Annotated in this window: 19 protein-coding genes; 10 read left to right on the top strand and 9 right to left on the bottom strand. The window is 37.5% G+C overall.

What is annotated here, in order from left to right; genetic code table 11:
- The first annotated feature begins 125 nt into the window (after nt 1-125).
- Entirely contained in the window at nt 126-1,505 is a 1,380-nt protein-coding gene (locus FHR29_RS06260) for an arginine decarboxylase (protein ID WP_183913134.1), read from the top strand.
- A gap of 106 nt (nt 1,506-1,611) precedes the next feature.
- On the opposite strand, the gene FHR29_RS06265 is transcribed toward FHR29_RS06260, so the two are convergent.
- The gene (locus FHR29_RS06265) at nt 1,612-2,124 is read right to left on the bottom strand and encodes a GNAT family N-acetyltransferase (protein ID WP_132768082.1); all 513 of its coding nucleotides are present in this window, start codon (nt 2,122-2,124) and stop codon (nt 1,612-1,614) included.
- 228 nt (nt 2,125-2,352) lie between these two features.
- Between FHR29_RS06265 and FHR29_RS06270 the strand changes: the two genes are divergently transcribed.
- From FHR29_RS06270 to FHR29_RS06280, 3 genes are all read left to right on the top strand, one after another.
- Entirely contained in the window at nt 2,353-2,598 is a 246-nt protein-coding gene (locus FHR29_RS06270) for a hypothetical protein (RefSeq protein WP_183913136.1), read from the top strand.
- Between the two features lie 199 nt (nt 2,599-2,797).
- Nucleotides 2,798-3,382 carry a hypothetical protein gene (locus FHR29_RS06275; RefSeq protein WP_183913138.1) on the top strand — a complete coding sequence of 195 codons (585 nt, stop codon included), beginning with the start codon at nt 2,798-2,800 and terminating at the stop codon, nt 3,380-3,382.
- 482 nt (nt 3,383-3,864) lie between these two features.
- Nucleotides 3,865-4,365, top strand: coding sequence for an RNA polymerase sigma factor (locus tag FHR29_RS06280; protein WP_183913140.1), 501 nt, complete (start codon nt 3,865-3,867; stop codon nt 4,363-4,365).
- Between the two features lie 119 nt (nt 4,366-4,484).
- Here FHR29_RS06280 and FHR29_RS06285 read toward each other — a convergent pair whose 3' ends face one another.
- Together FHR29_RS06285 and FHR29_RS06290 are read right to left on the bottom strand one after the other, a co-directional pair.
- Nucleotides 4,485-5,030 (bottom strand): DUF4142 domain-containing protein, encoded by a 546-nt coding sequence (locus tag FHR29_RS06285; RefSeq protein WP_132768076.1) that lies wholly within the window; start codon nt 5,028-5,030, stop codon nt 4,485-4,487.
- Nucleotides 5,031-5,082: 52 nt separating this feature from the next.
- Nucleotides 5,083-5,343 (bottom strand): hypothetical protein, encoded by a 261-nt coding sequence (locus FHR29_RS06290; RefSeq protein ID WP_021190315.1) that lies wholly within the window; start codon nt 5,341-5,343, stop codon nt 5,083-5,085.
- A 391-nt stretch (nt 5,344-5,734) separates the two neighbouring features.
- On the opposite strand from FHR29_RS06290, the gene FHR29_RS06295 reads away from it, so the two are divergent.
- The 5 genes from FHR29_RS06295 to FHR29_RS06315 all read left to right on the top strand — a co-directional run bounded on the left by FHR29_RS06295 (nt 5,735) and on the right by FHR29_RS06315 (nt 8,119).
- Nucleotides 5,735-6,247 carry an RNA polymerase sigma factor gene (locus tag FHR29_RS06295; RefSeq protein WP_183913142.1) on the top strand — a complete coding sequence of 171 codons (513 nt, stop codon included), beginning with the start codon at nt 5,735-5,737 and terminating at the stop codon, nt 6,245-6,247.
- A gap of 131 nt (nt 6,248-6,378) precedes the next feature.
- Nucleotides 6,379-6,609 carry a hypothetical protein gene (locus tag FHR29_RS06300; protein ID WP_183913144.1) on the top strand — a complete coding sequence of 77 codons (231 nt, stop codon included), beginning with the start codon at nt 6,379-6,381 and terminating at the stop codon, nt 6,607-6,609.
- Between the two features lie 143 nt (nt 6,610-6,752).
- Complete coding sequence (locus FHR29_RS06305; RefSeq protein WP_132768068.1) at nt 6,753-7,013, top strand: hypothetical protein; 261 nt, start codon at nt 6,753-6,755, stop codon at nt 7,011-7,013.
- 90 nt (nt 7,014-7,103) lie between these two features.
- Nucleotides 7,104-7,610, top strand: coding sequence for a pyridoxamine 5'-phosphate oxidase family protein (locus FHR29_RS06310; protein WP_183913146.1), 507 nt, complete (start codon nt 7,104-7,106; stop codon nt 7,608-7,610).
- A 44-nt stretch (nt 7,611-7,654) separates the two neighbouring features.
- Nucleotides 7,655-8,119, top strand: coding sequence for a hypothetical protein (locus tag FHR29_RS06315; RefSeq protein ID WP_021190310.1), 465 nt, complete (start codon nt 7,655-7,657; stop codon nt 8,117-8,119).
- A gap of 74 nt (nt 8,120-8,193) precedes the next feature.
- Here FHR29_RS06315 and FHR29_RS06320 read toward each other — a convergent pair whose 3' ends face one another.
- From FHR29_RS06320 to FHR29_RS06340, 5 genes are all read right to left on the bottom strand, one after another.
- Nucleotides 8,194-9,078, bottom strand: a complete 885-nt coding sequence (locus tag FHR29_RS06320; protein ID WP_168126530.1) for an SDR family oxidoreductase — start codon at nt 9,076-9,078, stop codon at nt 8,194-8,196.
- A gap of 212 nt (nt 9,079-9,290) precedes the next feature.
- Entirely contained in the window at nt 9,291-9,455 is a 165-nt protein-coding gene (locus FHR29_RS06325) for a hypothetical protein (protein ID WP_165905828.1), read from the bottom strand.
- A gap of 11 nt (nt 9,456-9,466) precedes the next feature.
- Nucleotides 9,467-9,688 carry a hypothetical protein gene (locus tag FHR29_RS06330; RefSeq protein WP_132768062.1) on the bottom strand — a complete coding sequence of 74 codons (222 nt, stop codon included), beginning with the start codon at nt 9,686-9,688 and terminating at the stop codon, nt 9,467-9,469.
- Between the two features lie 150 nt (nt 9,689-9,838).
- The gene (locus FHR29_RS06335) at nt 9,839-10,495 is read right to left on the bottom strand and encodes a response regulator transcription factor (protein WP_021190107.1); all 657 of its coding nucleotides are present in this window, start codon (nt 10,493-10,495) and stop codon (nt 9,839-9,841) included.
- A gap of 2 nt (nt 10,496-10,497) precedes the next feature.
- Entirely contained in the window at nt 10,498-11,112 is a 615-nt protein-coding gene (locus FHR29_RS06340) for a hypothetical protein (RefSeq protein ID WP_021190108.1), read from the bottom strand.
- A gap of 368 nt (nt 11,113-11,480) precedes the next feature.
- On the opposite strand from FHR29_RS06340, the gene FHR29_RS06345 reads away from it, so the two are divergent.
- Nucleotides 11,481-13,661, top strand: a complete 2,181-nt coding sequence (locus FHR29_RS06345) for an ATP-binding protein (protein WP_183913148.1) — start codon at nt 11,481-11,483, stop codon at nt 13,659-13,661.
- A gap of 8 nt (nt 13,662-13,669) precedes the next feature.
- Here FHR29_RS06345 and FHR29_RS06350 read toward each other — a convergent pair whose 3' ends face one another.
- Complete coding sequence (locus tag FHR29_RS06350; protein WP_132839953.1) at nt 13,670-14,173, bottom strand: CinA family protein; 504 nt, start codon at nt 14,171-14,173, stop codon at nt 13,670-13,672.
- Nucleotides 14,174-14,633 lie beyond the last annotated feature (460 nt).

Here is a 14,633-nt window from a genome sequence, read left to right on the forward strand (position 1 = left end):
AAGAGATTCGGCGGCAACATAAAAAACAAACCCTAGAAAGTACTATTTATTATACATTTATTACCTTAAGTGACGCTTAGATTTGTGATATATTCGCATTATTTTTTAAAAACAGGTATTTGTGAATGAAAGAAAAACTATTGATCCATCAGGAGGTTAATCTGCCTAATGCATTCGATATAAAAGATTTTAAATTATTTTATAGAGACATAGATCTATTCAGACTATCCAAGAAACAGGGTACGCCTTTACGATTCACCTATCTTCCTTCCATTCTGGAGAAGATCGATGAAATGAAGTCAAATTTTAATAAGGCCATTAGAAAAACATCTTACCAGGGAACTTATACGTACTATTACTGTACAAAGAGTTCACATTTCCAGCATATCATCAAAAAAGCCCTGCAAGCGGATATCGGTATTGAGATTTCCTCCGCTTACGATATTGATTTAATACAGTCGCTTATTGAAGATGGGCATGTGAAAAAGGGAACTAAAATTATATGCAATGGTTATAAGACTTCCGATTATCAACGGGGCATTATGTCTCTGATCAAACAGAACCACTGTGCAGTTACCCCGATGGTCGATAGTCCTAGCGAGTTGCTCTATTATTGCAACAACATAAACAGCAATATAAGCCTGAATGTCGGTATTAGAGTCAATCTTAGTTTTTTAAGCGCTTATCCCAAAGAATCCAGATTTGGGTTATCTCCGGAAGATATTATCACCTGCTATCAGCGCGATATTAAACATAACCAGCAGATTACCTTGACCACTTTGCATTTTTTTAATGAAAATGGACTGTCTTCTGATGATCAATATTGGGACGTTCTCGAAGCGATCGTTCGCTTCTATTGCCAGTTAAAACGATTAAATCCTCATTTAACGACACTCGACATCGGCGGAGGTATGCCTTTTCAGAATACTGCAAATGAAAATTTTGACATTCCATATTTAGTGAGACGTATCGTTTCAACGATTTTAGGTATCTGTCAGCAAGAGTGTATGCCAGAACCCGATATCGTGACCGAATTTGGTAAATACACCGTTGCTGAAGCAACCACAACTATTTTCAAAATACAGGAGAAAAAACAAGGTGAAAAGATAAATTGGGGGATTATTGACGGTTCATTTATTACCCATCTCCCGGATACATGGGCCATACAGCAAGAATATCCGGTATTTGCCGTGAATAATCTCCAGGAAGAAAATAGACCTTTTATCCTAGGGGGCTTAACATGCGATAGTGCAGATGTCTATCCGAATTTCAAGGAACATAAAACAGTTATGCTGCCTCACTCAGATCAGGAACAGTTTGTCGCATTTATGCATACAGGCGCATATCAGGAAGCATTAAGTGGATTCGGAGGTGTCAATCATTGCTTGATTCCTTCTCCAAAACATATTATTATTGATCAGGGCGACAACGATGAACTTGAATTTACAACATTTTCAGAAAAACAGACGAGCGATCAGCTCCTGCAAATTTTAGGATATCGCTAATTGACAATTACAATTTTTCATTTTAACTAGGGTATTGAAAGAAGAATCGATCAATACCCTTATATAAATAGTAGTAAAGCGTGTTTAAGACATTGCTTAGCTCGTACTATTTTAATAAATTCGTTAATTCATATTCAATCTCATCATCGTGATCGGCAGTTTTTATAAAGTTTAAACGTTCTAATAGTTTTATCGCTTGCAAATTTCCCTTCGTTGTCACCGCCCATATACGACCTAATCTGAGGCTTTTTTGACCAAATGTAATTGCCAGCCGCATCGCATGAGACATGTATCCTTTTCCACGGAACGGAGATAACAAGACACAACCCAGTTCCCCCTCCCCACTTTCCAACCCCCGGTAGTAACCGCACGTGCCAACCACTTGTCCACTAAGCCGGTCAATTATACACCAGTGAAATGAATTTCCATTCAGGATATCTTGATCAATCTTTGTTTGCATAGCAAATGCCATCGCGATGTCCGAAGCCTGGATGCCGTCATAAAAAGATATTGCAGCAAGAGCTGGAATATCCGTTGCTTCAACTTTTCTCAATAGGATCCTTTCATCCGAAAGCTCCGCGTAATTATCGTTTCCAATTTGTGGACTTGTAGTTGTCATAAAAAACATTTTATTGTCGCTTGTAGCACTTGAAATGAATAATCAAAGTATTGGAACCTAATCATCCATCATAGCCCTAGCCTTCCCTTAGGTACCGAAGATAAACAGAAATATATCAAATCACCTATCTTCATTTTATTGCAGCTATTTTTTACCTTTTTAAAGTCGTAATGACACAACAATTTAGCAATGTCATTTGTTAATCAATTATAGAGCTAAAAAAGCATCATGATGATGAATCTACAAGAAAACGCAACGAATAAAAGACTAGGTCTTATTATTGCAACAATTTTGGGAAATGCGAATCAATCTTTCGCAAACGAAAACACAGCAACAATACGAAACAGAGGTCCCGAGGATGACGACGAACTGGAGGAAGATGAAGAACTCTATGATGACGACTTCGAGGAACCCGATCCTTTAGAAGAAATACCTGATGAGGATGAACTTGAGCAGGAAGATGACTTCCTATAAAAAATTGCCATTATTGTGCTGGTATTGAGCACATGTACATAAAAAAGAATGCAAGGTCATCTTGCATTCTTTTTTATGCCATTACCTTTTTCTCGCAAACCACCTGCGTAGTTCTCCAATATTTCAGGTATTTAACGAACCAACTATTTCATTCTGAAAGCTGTTCTTCTTACAAATCACATCATAAAAAATTAGAACTATGGACTTAAATAAAACAACAGCAACAAAAAGACTATGTCTTATTATTGCAGCAATTCTTACCAATACCGACCCGAACAGATCTGCTAACAATGAAAACGATCTTCGCGAGCAAAAGCAGGCAGAAAATCCATCCTCCAATCCTGATCCGGAGTTAGAGGATCCAAATTTTGTACCGGACGAAGCAGATGATCAAGATTCAGGACTGAATGAAGATGCTTTAGAGGATGAGGATCGTGATGATCGCAGAGATCGTGATGATTTAATTGACCCCATCGATCCATTAAATCAGCGTCCTGATGAAAGTGACATTGATCCCGATGATGAAGATCCGTTGGAACTTCCTGAGCAAGATGAAGATGAACTGGAAGAAATAGAACCTGACGATGAGTTGCCGGTTGAGGAAAAAGATGATCTTGGACAAGATACACCGAGCGAATTTCCGGAAGAAGACCAAGATGAATTTTTGGAAGAAAGAGATTTCTCTGATCAAAATAATAATGAAAATAAAGACTTCGATCATAATGATCAGGATCTGGAAGCAGAAGGACTCGAAACGGAAGATAATCGAGGCAATTTCTTGTAATCGCTAAATCAGTCGATGATCAAGGTGCTTTCCTGATAAATGTCAATCCGATCGATGAAAACTCTAAGTACACATTTTTTACCATGTAGGTTGTCATATCCGTATGTCCTGATCTACATGGTAAAATAATCGAATCACAAGCTATATAAATGTACAACCGACGACCATATATGCCTAACCAGCTAGTCGGTAGAACCAAAGGTCAATACCACAAGAGAGATCGCTCTTGACCCACATGGAGAGACTCTGCCATTTATAAGTATTAAATACCTTTTCTATAAATCTGACCTCTCTCTTAAAAAGTTCTTAAAATGGATGATATCTAGGTAAAAATGCTAACCATCCCCTTTTTTATCAGAAGACACTTCTTGCACTTTATACGTATTATTACATCTCACACCCTTTACCTTGCTTATTATCAAACTATTATCTTAAATTTAACGTTATATAAGGATCAAGTTGGTGTTAAGAAGGAGGTCCAGATGGGAAATGTAAATTTAAATGTCTTTTTCCAGGAAAAAAGACAATTACTAAGTCATTTTGCAAGTCAATTTACATCAGATTATGACGAAAAAGAAGATCTGATACAAGAAACGTATTTAAGGGCATTAAAATCCATAAATGAATTTATAAATGATCCTAAATTGGTGACGTGGCTCTATGTCATCATGAAAAATGTTTACATCAATCAATATCGCAAAGAAAAGCGAAAAAATGTGATCTATGATTACTTTTTACACGCTGATTCCAGTGCATATATAAGTACTAATTTATCAGAGAACAAAATGATTAACGAAGATATCCAAAAAGCAATTGATAGCCTATCCACCGAAAATGCAGAGATTTTCCGTTTGCATTTAGATGGTTATAAGTATCATGAAATTGCGGAACTGCTTCAAGTTCCGGAAGGCACCATCAAGTCACGCATTCATATGACGCGTAAAGCGCTGCAGCAAAAGTTGAAGATGTATGATCATGCATAAGAGTGGGTAAAGAGGGAAAACCCTTTTGCCAAAAAATCACGTTAAGGAAAGCATAAATACCTTTCTTAACGTGATCTAAACATGACTTAAGCTTATTATAAAATTAATTCTTTTCTTCACTATCCCCCCTTAGTATAGGGCGGAATAGTCGAAGCTGTTTCAGTTGCTCCATTTGCCACTAATACACGGGCTTGATCCAAGTGTGCTTTAAGAGAAGGTAAGGTACCAATGATCCAGTTTTTAAGACCGACATCTTTGATCTGCTCATTGCTGCTTGCTTTTTCAAATAAATCGATCGCCTGCTGATGGGAGGCAATCGCCTCATCTTTAAAAGCTTGATCGAAGCTGGTACTGTCACTCCCTTTTACCATATCCCACTTCTTTTGATGATCGGCATCCAGGCCATCCGTCAATGTAAAGCCAAGTGTACTTGACATCTTTTGCAAATCGCCGATTAATTTTTGATGGTCATCGATCAACATGCTGGCATAATTTTTAACCGCATCATTATTCGATCTCTCACTGGCCAGTTTAGCAATAGCAATTTCATATTGATTGGACATATAAGCTTTCGTTATAAATTCCTGTTCAGCATTTTGCTGTTTAAAGGCTAACAGGGAAATAATTCCTAGAAATATACCCCATAATTTTAAATTTCTGATCATGATTTTAATATGAATGTTAGTGATTTATCTTCATCTATAGTAAGAATATACCTTATGCATTTTTATTATCCTGCTGATCGTGTCCCTGAGTTTTCACGATCTTATTGTAAATTCCAAACAGCAGAAACGGTGCTACCCATTGCCCGACAAATAGTGCACTATGTTTGTGTCCGACACATTTTAAAGCTGCTGCGCCGATCATGGCCGTGATGGCTGCACATAAGAATACTTTTGAAGGCAATTGAGCGGTTTTTTCCTCGATCTCCTTGGTCATCTCTCCTTCTTGAAGGTTTTTGTTTTCTAAATTTTCCATCTTACTCCTTTTTTAATTAAGTAATACGTTATGATCTCTTAAATAAAGAATCAATCCGAACAGGTAAAAGTTCAATTCATATTACTTTAAGGGTATTTCACACCGACACAACAGGTGTTTCCACCTATAAATGACTGATTTTATGTGTTATACCGCGTATGTGGTAAATGCGCAATCGCTTTGAACAAACACCCCTTTCACTATGGATACGATCGGTCAGGGAAAATCTTTAATTGTCAAAAATATGATCTATGGCAGAAATGATGCAGATTTTGACCGTACGGACCACAGTGGTACTTATACCTAGCCCCATAAAACCATTAGCTATACCCTATTAAAGGCTAAACTTTTAATGCCAAATGACCGTTAAATTAGTAACACTTTTAAATTAATGGAGGATAATATGGAGCATGCAAATTTAAATGTCTTATTCCAGGAAAAAAGACAACAACTGAATCATTTCGCTAGCCAATTTACCAATGATTACGATGAAAAAGAGGATTTGGTACAGGAAACGTTTATTCGGGCGTTAAAATCAGTTCATAATTTCATCAATGATCCAAAATTAATGACCTGGTTGTATGTGATTATGAAAAATATCTATATCAACCAGTATAGAAGAGAAAAACGTAAGCATTTAATCTATGAAGAATATATCCATACAGACTATTTCAATACCGTATCAAAAAATTTAAATGAAGACAAAATGATACAGGATGATATCCAAAAAGCGCTGGCAAGCGTATCGGCCGATAATGCAGAAATATTTAAGCATTATCTCGATGGTTATAAATATCACGAGATTGCCGAAGCTTTTAACCTACCGGAAGGAACAGTTAAATCACGCATTCACCAGACGAGAAAGACTTTGCAACAGAAACTCAAGATGTATCAGCTATCCTGATTCCAGGGCATTGCAGTGGAAACAGCTTCATTAAAAAATCATCACAATAATTGATCACCTCACTGATGTGGGCGATCGATCAAAATAGATGAACAAACTAGATCATAATTTTTTAACATAACAATTCAATCATGAACATGACGTCCCTAATTTTAGGAGCTTTTATAAGCCTGGCTATGGTCACAGGATGTGGCAATGCCAATAATGATAATAAAGACGCTGATAAAAAGTATTCAGACACGATCGATGACCAGGGAAATCCCATTTATCCAGATAGCGTCAATCAGGACTCCACCACGATCAATTACCGGGATACAACTTCCAATATACCAAGTGGTACAGTCCCTCCTACTTCAAAATAGGATGATTACTGAAGATGAAATAAGTTCATTAAAACAACTGGATATACAATCAAAAAAATGTGTTTTTAAGTTTAAAACAAACTTTTACCCCTCACCGGTTGTTTTATTAATGAAGCGCAATAGTTAACAAAAAAGATTCAATCATGGAAAACTCACAATTAAAAGAAGAATTTGAACAAGTCAACGAAAGCAGTGGCACTTCCCCACATCGTTACGGTAAAGAAGCTTTTAGAAAAGAGAAAAAAGCAAAATGTAATAAGAATCTCTTCTGGTTAGGCGGAGCAATTGTAGCCCTAGCGATATGGAAATACTGCGAATCAAATCATAAAAAAAGTGGATTGCTAGCCATGTTAGATGGCGGTAAAAGCTCTTGTCCGACCGACTTATTAAAATCCAGAAGATAACAAGTTCGAGATCAATCTGTATCTCCTTATTGCTAGTTATCGCAAAAGGTATCCAAATATCATTTTAAACAAACATTTAACGCCATTAACATGAGTCAAGAGAATATTATAAACAGAGAAGAAGCTCGACAAAAAATCAAAGAGCTTGCCGAAGGCATCAATTATTGTTTTTTCTGTACCGATCTGAAACAGCCACCATTCGAATCCACTCCGATGAGTGTTCAAGAAGTGGATGATCAGGGCAATATCTGGTTTCTTGCATCAAAAGAAAGCGATAAATACAAAAATATTAATCAGGACAAACAAGTACAGCTGTATTTTTCAGATCCTTCTTCCATGGAGTACCTCGCTTTATACGGAAGTGCGGAAGCCGTCGATGATCAGCAAAGAATTGACAAGTACTGGAACAAATTTGTAGAAGGCTGGTTTGAAAAAGGCCGTGAAGATCCGAATATCATTTTATTTAAGATCGTTCCTGAAAAGGCACATTACTGGGATACCAAACATCATAAACTTGTTTCCTATGCCGTCACACTGATTAATGCCATAGGTGGCGATCTGGGTGATAAAGGAAGAGAAGGTGACATCCTGGTATAACTGGTAGTATTAAAAAAGTAGAAATTCACAAAAACACATATATTATGAGAAAAGTAGCATTATTGACAATGGCGTTATCTGCCGCTACACTATACGCATGTAACAACACACCACAGGAAAAAGCAGAAAAAGCAATGGAGCAGACAGAAGAGAAAGCAATGGATGCTGCCACTGATGCTGAAAAAGCTTCTGATAAAGCAGCGAATATTGATATGGAAAAAACAGTCTATTCCAATATGGCAGCGGCAAATGCAGCAGTAGCTAAAATTGCGATGCCTGCATTATCAAATAGTAAAGCAAAAGAATTGGCTTCAGACTTAGGTAAGTCAATTGTAGATCGCATCAATGCGAAAACAAACGATGATATTGTTGAAGCCGAAAAAGATATCATTGAGGACAGAACTGATGTGGAGAAAGCATTCTTAGAAAAGAAAATCTCTGCTCAGGATAAAGATCATATTTTAAAATATGGTGATGACTGTCTAGCTGCCGCACGCGGAGCAGTGTAGTCTTCCGGTCAGATAAAAAAAAGCTAGCATTTTATAAATGCTAGCTTTTTTTCTGTGTTTCCAAATGCATCATACTATATGGTGACACGTCCTCCGGTAGCCGGTATTGTCGCTCCCGAAATATAAGAAGCCGCGGCTGACGCTAAAAATACATAGATAGGTGCCAGCTCTGCAGGCTGACCAGGTCGGCCGATCGGTGTATTGGCTCCAAATTTTTCATGATCAGGAATGGTGCTCGGAATCAGTGGTGTCCACACCGGTCCGGGTGCAACAGCATTGACCCGGATATCTGAACCGTCCTCAAAAAATTGCTGGGCAAGGCTTGCAGTATAATTTTGGATCGCCGCTTTTGTCGCTGCATAGGGCAACAAAGATGGATTAGGATCATAAGCATTGACAGAAGTCGTATTGATCACACTCCCACCTTTGGGAAGATGTGGCTTGGCATGTTTGGTCAAATAAAACATCCCGCTCACATTTGTTTCAAATGTCTTATTCCATTCTTCGGCAGAGATATCGGTCACAGACTGATAACTCATCTGATAGGCCGCATTGTTAATTAAAATATCCAGTCTTCCAAATTCCTTGATCGTATGCTTAATAGCGGACTCACAAAAAGATTCTTCCCGTATATCTCCTTGAATCAGTAGTGCTTTTCTTCCAGCCTTTTCAATCCAGCTCGCTGTATCTGCAGCATCTTCACTTTCGACCTCATCCAGATAGATAATTGCGATATCAGCACCTTCCCTTGCCATGGCTATGGCAACCGCTTTGCCGATACCTGAATCTCCGCCGGTGATTAAACAGACCTGCCCGGTTAGCAAATTATTTCCAATATATGATTTCTCTCCATGGTCGGGCACGGGATCCATTTTCTTGGATACGCCCGGCACAGGCTGATCCTGTTTCTTAAATGGCGGTTGCGGATACGCAGGATGTTTTGATGTCGTAACTTTCATTAGAATAATTTTTAGTGAACTTGTTAATCTTCCCAATACAAGAGATTAAAGCAGGTAGGTATAACTTCTTATATTGGGTTATAAGAATCGTATTGTGCGCGTGCAAAAAGCAAGCATTCCACAATCAGCACTGTGCTTTACCTGATCTTTAGGTTGGCGCTAACAACCTAAAGATTTAAAACAATGCCGATGTGGAATGCCTGATGTCAAAATTATCGTTGCCACATATAAAGGAAGACAATGATCATGACAATTACTGCAATCCAAATTGCCCATGGGATCGTTTTGGCAGCAGGTTTATCACCCTGTTCTTCATGTGCTTCCTTTGGGACTTCTTCCTCTGAGAAATTAGTCTTGTTATCAAAATTGTTTTCCATGATTTCTTAAGTTATTTAATAGAATCACTTTTTGTAGAATCTATTTTAATCGTATCGCCCTGCAAAGTCATTTCCTGCTGTTCGCTTAAATTGTAGCGTGTTTCATCACCTGCAGAGGGAGCAATTGTACTACTATTACCTTCACTGTTGTTACTTTTTGAGTCATTCTGACATGAACCCATTATACCTAAAACTATAATTCCCGATAATGCCGCTAATTTGAAGTTTTTCATAGTGTTATAAATTGATGTATACATAAATAACGACTGTATCAGGGTGATTGTTTGCTCAATATCACGATATACGCATTAAAACAAAGAAGCACAGGTATTAATACCTGTGCTCCCTTTCATTTATTATTATTGTTAACCTTCTTTGTTCCATTATTGCATTAAACCTGTTCTAATCGCATATTTAATCAGCGCAGCGGTATTTTTCACACCGGTTTTTTCCAGTAAATTTTGTCTATGCCCTTCTACAGTACGTTTGCTTAAAAATAGTTTATCAGCGATCTGCATATTCGTAAATCCCTCACCAATGAGCTCCAGTACTTCCATCTCTCTTTCCGAAAGCCCCATCTTCTCCATGATCTGTTCAATGTTTAAGAAAGCAGTTGGTGACTTCTGTAAAGTATCGAGCATGATACCTCCAATCTCTTCACAGATAAACTGTCCACCATTGGCAACATGTCTAATGGCATACAGCATTTCCTCGTATCCTACATTTTTGACGAGATAGCCATTCGCACCATTCTTAAAAGCTTGCAGTACATGCTGTAAACTATTCAACATGGAGAGAACAATTATTTTTACAGACGGGTACTGCGATTTCACTTTCAATATGAGTTCCAGCCCATCCATATCTGCCATATTAATATCGGTTATCAGAACATCTGGAATATTCCCTTTGCTCATGATTTCCAATACCTCATTACCATTCGTTCCCTGATCAATAACTTCCAGATCAGATTGCGATTCCAATAATAGTTTCACTCCATTGAGGACAACTAGATGATCTTCAGCTATAACAATTTTAACCATATTTAATTTAGTTTTACAATAACTACTATCTTATTCTCTTGATTGTCACTTGCAAATGTTAGTGATCCTTCAAGCAGATTAACGCGGTTTTGCAGTTTTTTAATTTTTTTACTATTGCTTTGTTTAAGTTTATCTATATAATTATTGTTAAGTCCATATACTTCAAGATATAAATCATGATCATCGGCATATAGATGAATCCCTAAAAATGGTAGTTCATCTGTTACAATTGCCGAGACAACATACCTGACCATATGAAAGATGAGCAACTGACAGCTAAAATCCAAGTCGTTCACTTGCTTATCCACAGCAATATCGTTATTTGGATTGCTAACCAGAAAATGATCTTCCAAGGCTCTTTTCAATCCAAAGTCACGTAAAACACCATTTAACAAAATGTTTGATAAATGCTGTACTTTACTGATCGTGTCGGTGACCATATTTTTGGTATTATCCAACTCAACCGAGTTACCATGCTCCATCGCATAGCGTTGCAAATTCAAGCGTATTGCATATAGATCCTGGGCAATATTTTCCCTCAGAACCTGTCCATACTTCAAATTCCGCTTCTCATATTCCTTGATTACTATTTTATAAAATTCCTCCCGTTTGTTCATACTCTGATGTCATGAAATAAGGTTATTTGCATAACACTTAAAGATGCAGATAGCTTTAAGCAAAGATCGCACCGTTACTACAAAAATTAATACTTAATTACAATACGTATATATACGCTGAAAACTGATTCTAAGATTTATGTAACATAAAGAATTCATTTTCAATTAAAAATGTGTATGAATGTTCAAACAAAAAAAATCAAATAAAAAATTGATTAAAATAAAAAAAAGAGTTTTTCCTATTTTAATCCTTATATTTAGGAAACATTTAATTTTTTTTTAAGAATTAATAATTCAATACTGCCTCCACTGATGGAAGTAATTCATTTTTTTTATTAAATTTAGCATGCTCCAACGCAATTAATAAAATGGAAAACAACGTGCCTTTACCCATTAACTTTATTCAACAATTTGGTAGTCTCATTGTCCTTGATTTTGATTTTCATATCACAGGAGTAAGCGAAAATGTTCTTCATACGGTCAATCAAACAGAACATAATCTCATTTTAGGATCTAAATTTGATCTCTATTTTGCTGATTTATTTGGAAAACATTTTGTAAAAATATGTCAGGTATTGGAAAATATACGGGATAAAAAATATCCGAGACAGATCTTGCCCCTCAAATTACCCAATAAAAGAATCTATCTCAAATTAAGTTTACACGATGATCATTTGTTTATCGAATGGGAGGAGCAGTATAAAAAATATACTTCGGCAAAAAAAATAAATGAGTTTAGTTTCCTTTTAGACACCATAAAACCCAACAACTGGGATCTGGTCTGCCACGCTATTAACCGGATCCTTCATTATGACCATGTATTTGTCGTTCAGGTGCAGGAAACAGGTTATAGCCAGGTCATTGCAGAAGATACGTTAGACGGGAAAGCATATTACAGGAATATGGAATTCTCGAAAAGCTTTATGCCGAAAGAGGTTTTCCCCTATTACAGCATGTGTTCATACCGCTATAGTCCCAATCTACGGGATAACCAGCAACAGTTCTATTCCATTGATCCAAAGATCAATCTACTGGAGAGTCAGTTGGCTCCAGTTCCTGAACTGCACAGGCTCTTCCTATCGGAAAAGGAAGTTACAAGTGCCCTGTTTTTTTCTATACATGTAGGTGGACAGTTTTGGGGGCTTTTAATTGGGCATCATCACAAAGAAAAGAATATCGATCTGCAGCAGCGAAAGCTCTGTACTTTTATGATCCAAAATGCCACCAGTAAATATGAAAACTACATCAATCAGGATCTGTTGGAGCGAGGCAAACTTCTAAAAGACGTGGAAGTCAATCTGAAAATTGATTTGTTAAAATACAAGACGGCCAATTGTGCCCTTGTGCAACATATGGGTACCATCATGGACATGGTCAATGCAGACGGTCTGGCCATATTTAATCAGGGTGATGTTTATTTTCACGGGATCTGTCCGAATAAAGGACAGCTATATGAGATCATAACCTTTATTCAGACCCACTCCGAAAAAGCCTTATTTAAGGATAACAATTTTAGAGAAAGCCATGGGGAAAAGATTAAAGGACAATTACCTTTTGCAGGGCTTATGTATCTTAAGATAGGGCTTTTGAGTGATCAGGTCCTGATTTGGTTCCGAAAAGAAACCGTGAGCAATGTAATGGAGATGCATGTCACTCCGGAAACAGATGGCAACGATGGGATTAAACAGATAGACCTCACTGAAAGTGTTAATTACGATATCGCTACCCCTTGGAACGATGTCGAAATCAGTTTTGTACTACGCCTAAATCAAATTTTAAAGGAATCCATTGTTGGAAAATTAAAAGACAAACAACAATGGAGTGAACAGCTGTTAGCACTCAACAATGAATTGGAGATGTTAACCTTTACACTTTCCCACGATTTAAAAAATCCATTAGCCATTCTCAAAATGGGGATCCAATTTTTACAGAACAGTAAACAGTCCCTCAATCCTGCAGCACTGCAAAAATGGTACAGCAACCTGATCGCTAGCACGGAAAGTATAGAAAGTATCATCAACAATGTTGTGTTGCTTTCCCAACGTAAAACCGGAACCTTCACGAAAGATCCGATTCCAATGGCTTACACATTGGATCAGATCTATAAAGAAAGTATTATCCTGCATAATCCCGCTTTAGCAACGGTTGATTACGGTAAATTGCTTCCAGTATGGGGTGAAAAAAGTGCCTTATACCAGATCTTCAGTAACATCATCGGCAATGCGATCAAGTACAGTCCTGGCACCGCCGGCGTAAAGCTTCACATCGACAGCTATTTTGAAGATGAACAGGTCTGTTATAAGATAAAAGATCAGGGTATCGGTATTCCCAAAGAAAACCTGCACAGCATATTTGAGATTTTTAAAAGGGGAAAAAATGTGGATCACATCGAAGGAACAGGTGTTGGTCTTTCCTTAGTGAAGCGTATTATGGAAAGATTAGGGGGAACCATCAAAATAGATTCTGAAGAAGAAAAAGGAACGACCGTTTACCTCTACTTCCCTATTGTTGAAGAATTCCCACCCAGTATGCTTTTAGATGATCTGTAAAAGAATTGTTAATCATCCAGATCAAGGGTGAACCGGTACAGTTCATGGATAATATGGTTGACTGCGGTGATATAAATCTGGGCGGCATCGCAGTCTACACAGTGCAGTGTTTTTCGCATATGGATACCACTAAAGCATATGGCTATAAAGATATCGCCCACCTCAGCTTGATGTTCAGTGGATGAATCCGGAAAAGCCATTCCGGTTATCGCCACATAAACATCGGCCTCTACTAATTTTTTAAGCCCCTCCAGCATTTCAAACGTGACTTCGGAAGACTCTGGAGTAAAGTATGAAATGCTATGTTCATCCACCTGCAACAACGACTTTTTCACACTTGTCGCATAACTCGTCACTCCTCCTAGGAAATAAGATCCAGAGTCCGTCTGCATACTCAGCACACTGCCGAGAAAACCACCCGTCATACTTTCTCCTATAAAGACCTTGAGCTGGTTATCTTTTAAAAACTGACCAACTTTGTCTAATGTTGTCGTATCAATATATTCCATCATATATTTTAATTGTTAGTGGTACTACATGAAATCTTTAATTACAAACAACCACCGATCATTAAAAGTTCATTTTTATCATTTCCGCATAGGATAATAATTCATTTACTAGTAGACAGCATGGTGATCTTAACGGGTATAAATACCCAATTTTCACATGTATTTCCCAAACGATAAAATCTATTTTGTCCTCACCCCGATTATAAACAGCATTTTTTCGTCAGACTAAGCGCTAATGTACTGTGAAGCAAGCCCTCTACTAAAATTGCGCATGATCCAGGTATAAATACCTAGTGGCACAACTACCTCTTTTTTACCGCCTCAAGAGGCTTTTTTGGCTGGAAATTCGCTTGTATATGGCTGTAATTTACTGCTATCCATTTTCGGCACGACTCAAGTTGCATCGGGTAACAGTAAACGACAGCACATCATAATTTATAAATACAGCAATTATAATCACGAT

Source organism: Sphingobacterium sp. JUb56 (assembly GCF_014191365.1).
Classification (GTDB): Bacteria; Bacteroidota; Bacteroidia; order Sphingobacteriales; family Sphingobacteriaceae; genus Sphingobacterium; species Sphingobacterium anhuiense.

Excerpts from the sequence above, each read along its gene's own strand:
- FHR29_RS06315 (WP_021190310.1), top strand. The coding sequence starts at position 7,655 with ATGAGAAAAGTAGCATTATTGACAATGGCGTTATCTGCCGCTACACTA.
- FHR29_RS06350 (WP_132839953.1), bottom strand. The coding sequence starts at position 14,173 with ATGATGGAATATATTGATACGACAACATTAGACAAAGTTGGTCAGTTT.
- FHR29_RS06260 (WP_183913134.1), top strand. The coding sequence starts at position 126 with ATGAAAGAAAAACTATTGATCCATCAGGAGGTTAATCTGCCTAATGCA.
- FHR29_RS06325 (WP_165905828.1), bottom strand. The coding sequence starts at position 9,455 with ATGGAAAACAATTTTGATAACAAGACTAATTTCTCAGAGGAAGAAGTC.
- FHR29_RS06335 (WP_021190107.1), bottom strand. The coding sequence starts at position 10,495 with ATGGTTAAAATTGTTATAGCTGAAGATCATCTAGTTGTCCTCAATGGA.
- FHR29_RS06275 (WP_183913138.1), top strand. The coding sequence starts at position 2,798 with ATGGACTTAAATAAAACAACAGCAACAAAAAGACTATGTCTTATTATT.
- FHR29_RS06285 (WP_132768076.1), bottom strand. The coding sequence starts at position 5,030 with ATGATCAGAAATTTAAAATTATGGGGTATATTTCTAGGAATTATTTCC.
- FHR29_RS06340 (WP_021190108.1), bottom strand. The coding sequence starts at position 11,112 with ATGAACAAACGGGAGGAATTTTATAAAATAGTAATCAAGGAATATGAG.
- FHR29_RS06290 (WP_021190315.1), bottom strand. The coding sequence starts at position 5,343 with ATGGAAAATTTAGAAAACAAAAACCTTCAAGAAGGAGAGATGACCAAG.
- FHR29_RS06330 (WP_132768062.1), bottom strand. The coding sequence starts at position 9,688 with ATGAAAAACTTCAAATTAGCGGCATTATCGGGAATTATAGTTTTAGGT.
- FHR29_RS06300 (WP_183913144.1), top strand. The coding sequence starts at position 6,379 with ATGAACATGACGTCCCTAATTTTAGGAGCTTTTATAAGCCTGGCTATG.
- FHR29_RS06305 (WP_132768068.1), top strand. The coding sequence starts at position 6,753 with ATGGAAAACTCACAATTAAAAGAAGAATTTGAACAAGTCAACGAAAGC.
- FHR29_RS06310 (WP_183913146.1), top strand. The coding sequence starts at position 7,104 with ATGAGTCAAGAGAATATTATAAACAGAGAAGAAGCTCGACAAAAAATC.
- FHR29_RS06320 (WP_168126530.1), bottom strand. The coding sequence starts at position 9,078 with ATGAAAGTTACGACATCAAAACATCCTGCGTATCCGCAACCGCCATTT.
- FHR29_RS06345 (WP_183913148.1), top strand. The coding sequence starts at position 11,481 with ATGGAAAACAACGTGCCTTTACCCATTAACTTTATTCAACAATTTGGT.
- FHR29_RS06265 (WP_132768082.1), bottom strand. The coding sequence starts at position 2,124 with ATGACAACTACAAGTCCACAAATTGGAAACGATAATTACGCGGAGCTT.
- FHR29_RS06295 (WP_183913142.1), top strand. The coding sequence starts at position 5,735 with ATGGAGGATAATATGGAGCATGCAAATTTAAATGTCTTATTCCAGGAA.
- FHR29_RS06280 (WP_183913140.1), top strand. The coding sequence starts at position 3,865 with ATGGGAAATGTAAATTTAAATGTCTTTTTCCAGGAAAAAAGACAATTA.
- FHR29_RS06270 (WP_183913136.1), top strand. The coding sequence starts at position 2,353 with ATGATGATGAATCTACAAGAAAACGCAACGAATAAAAGACTAGGTCTT.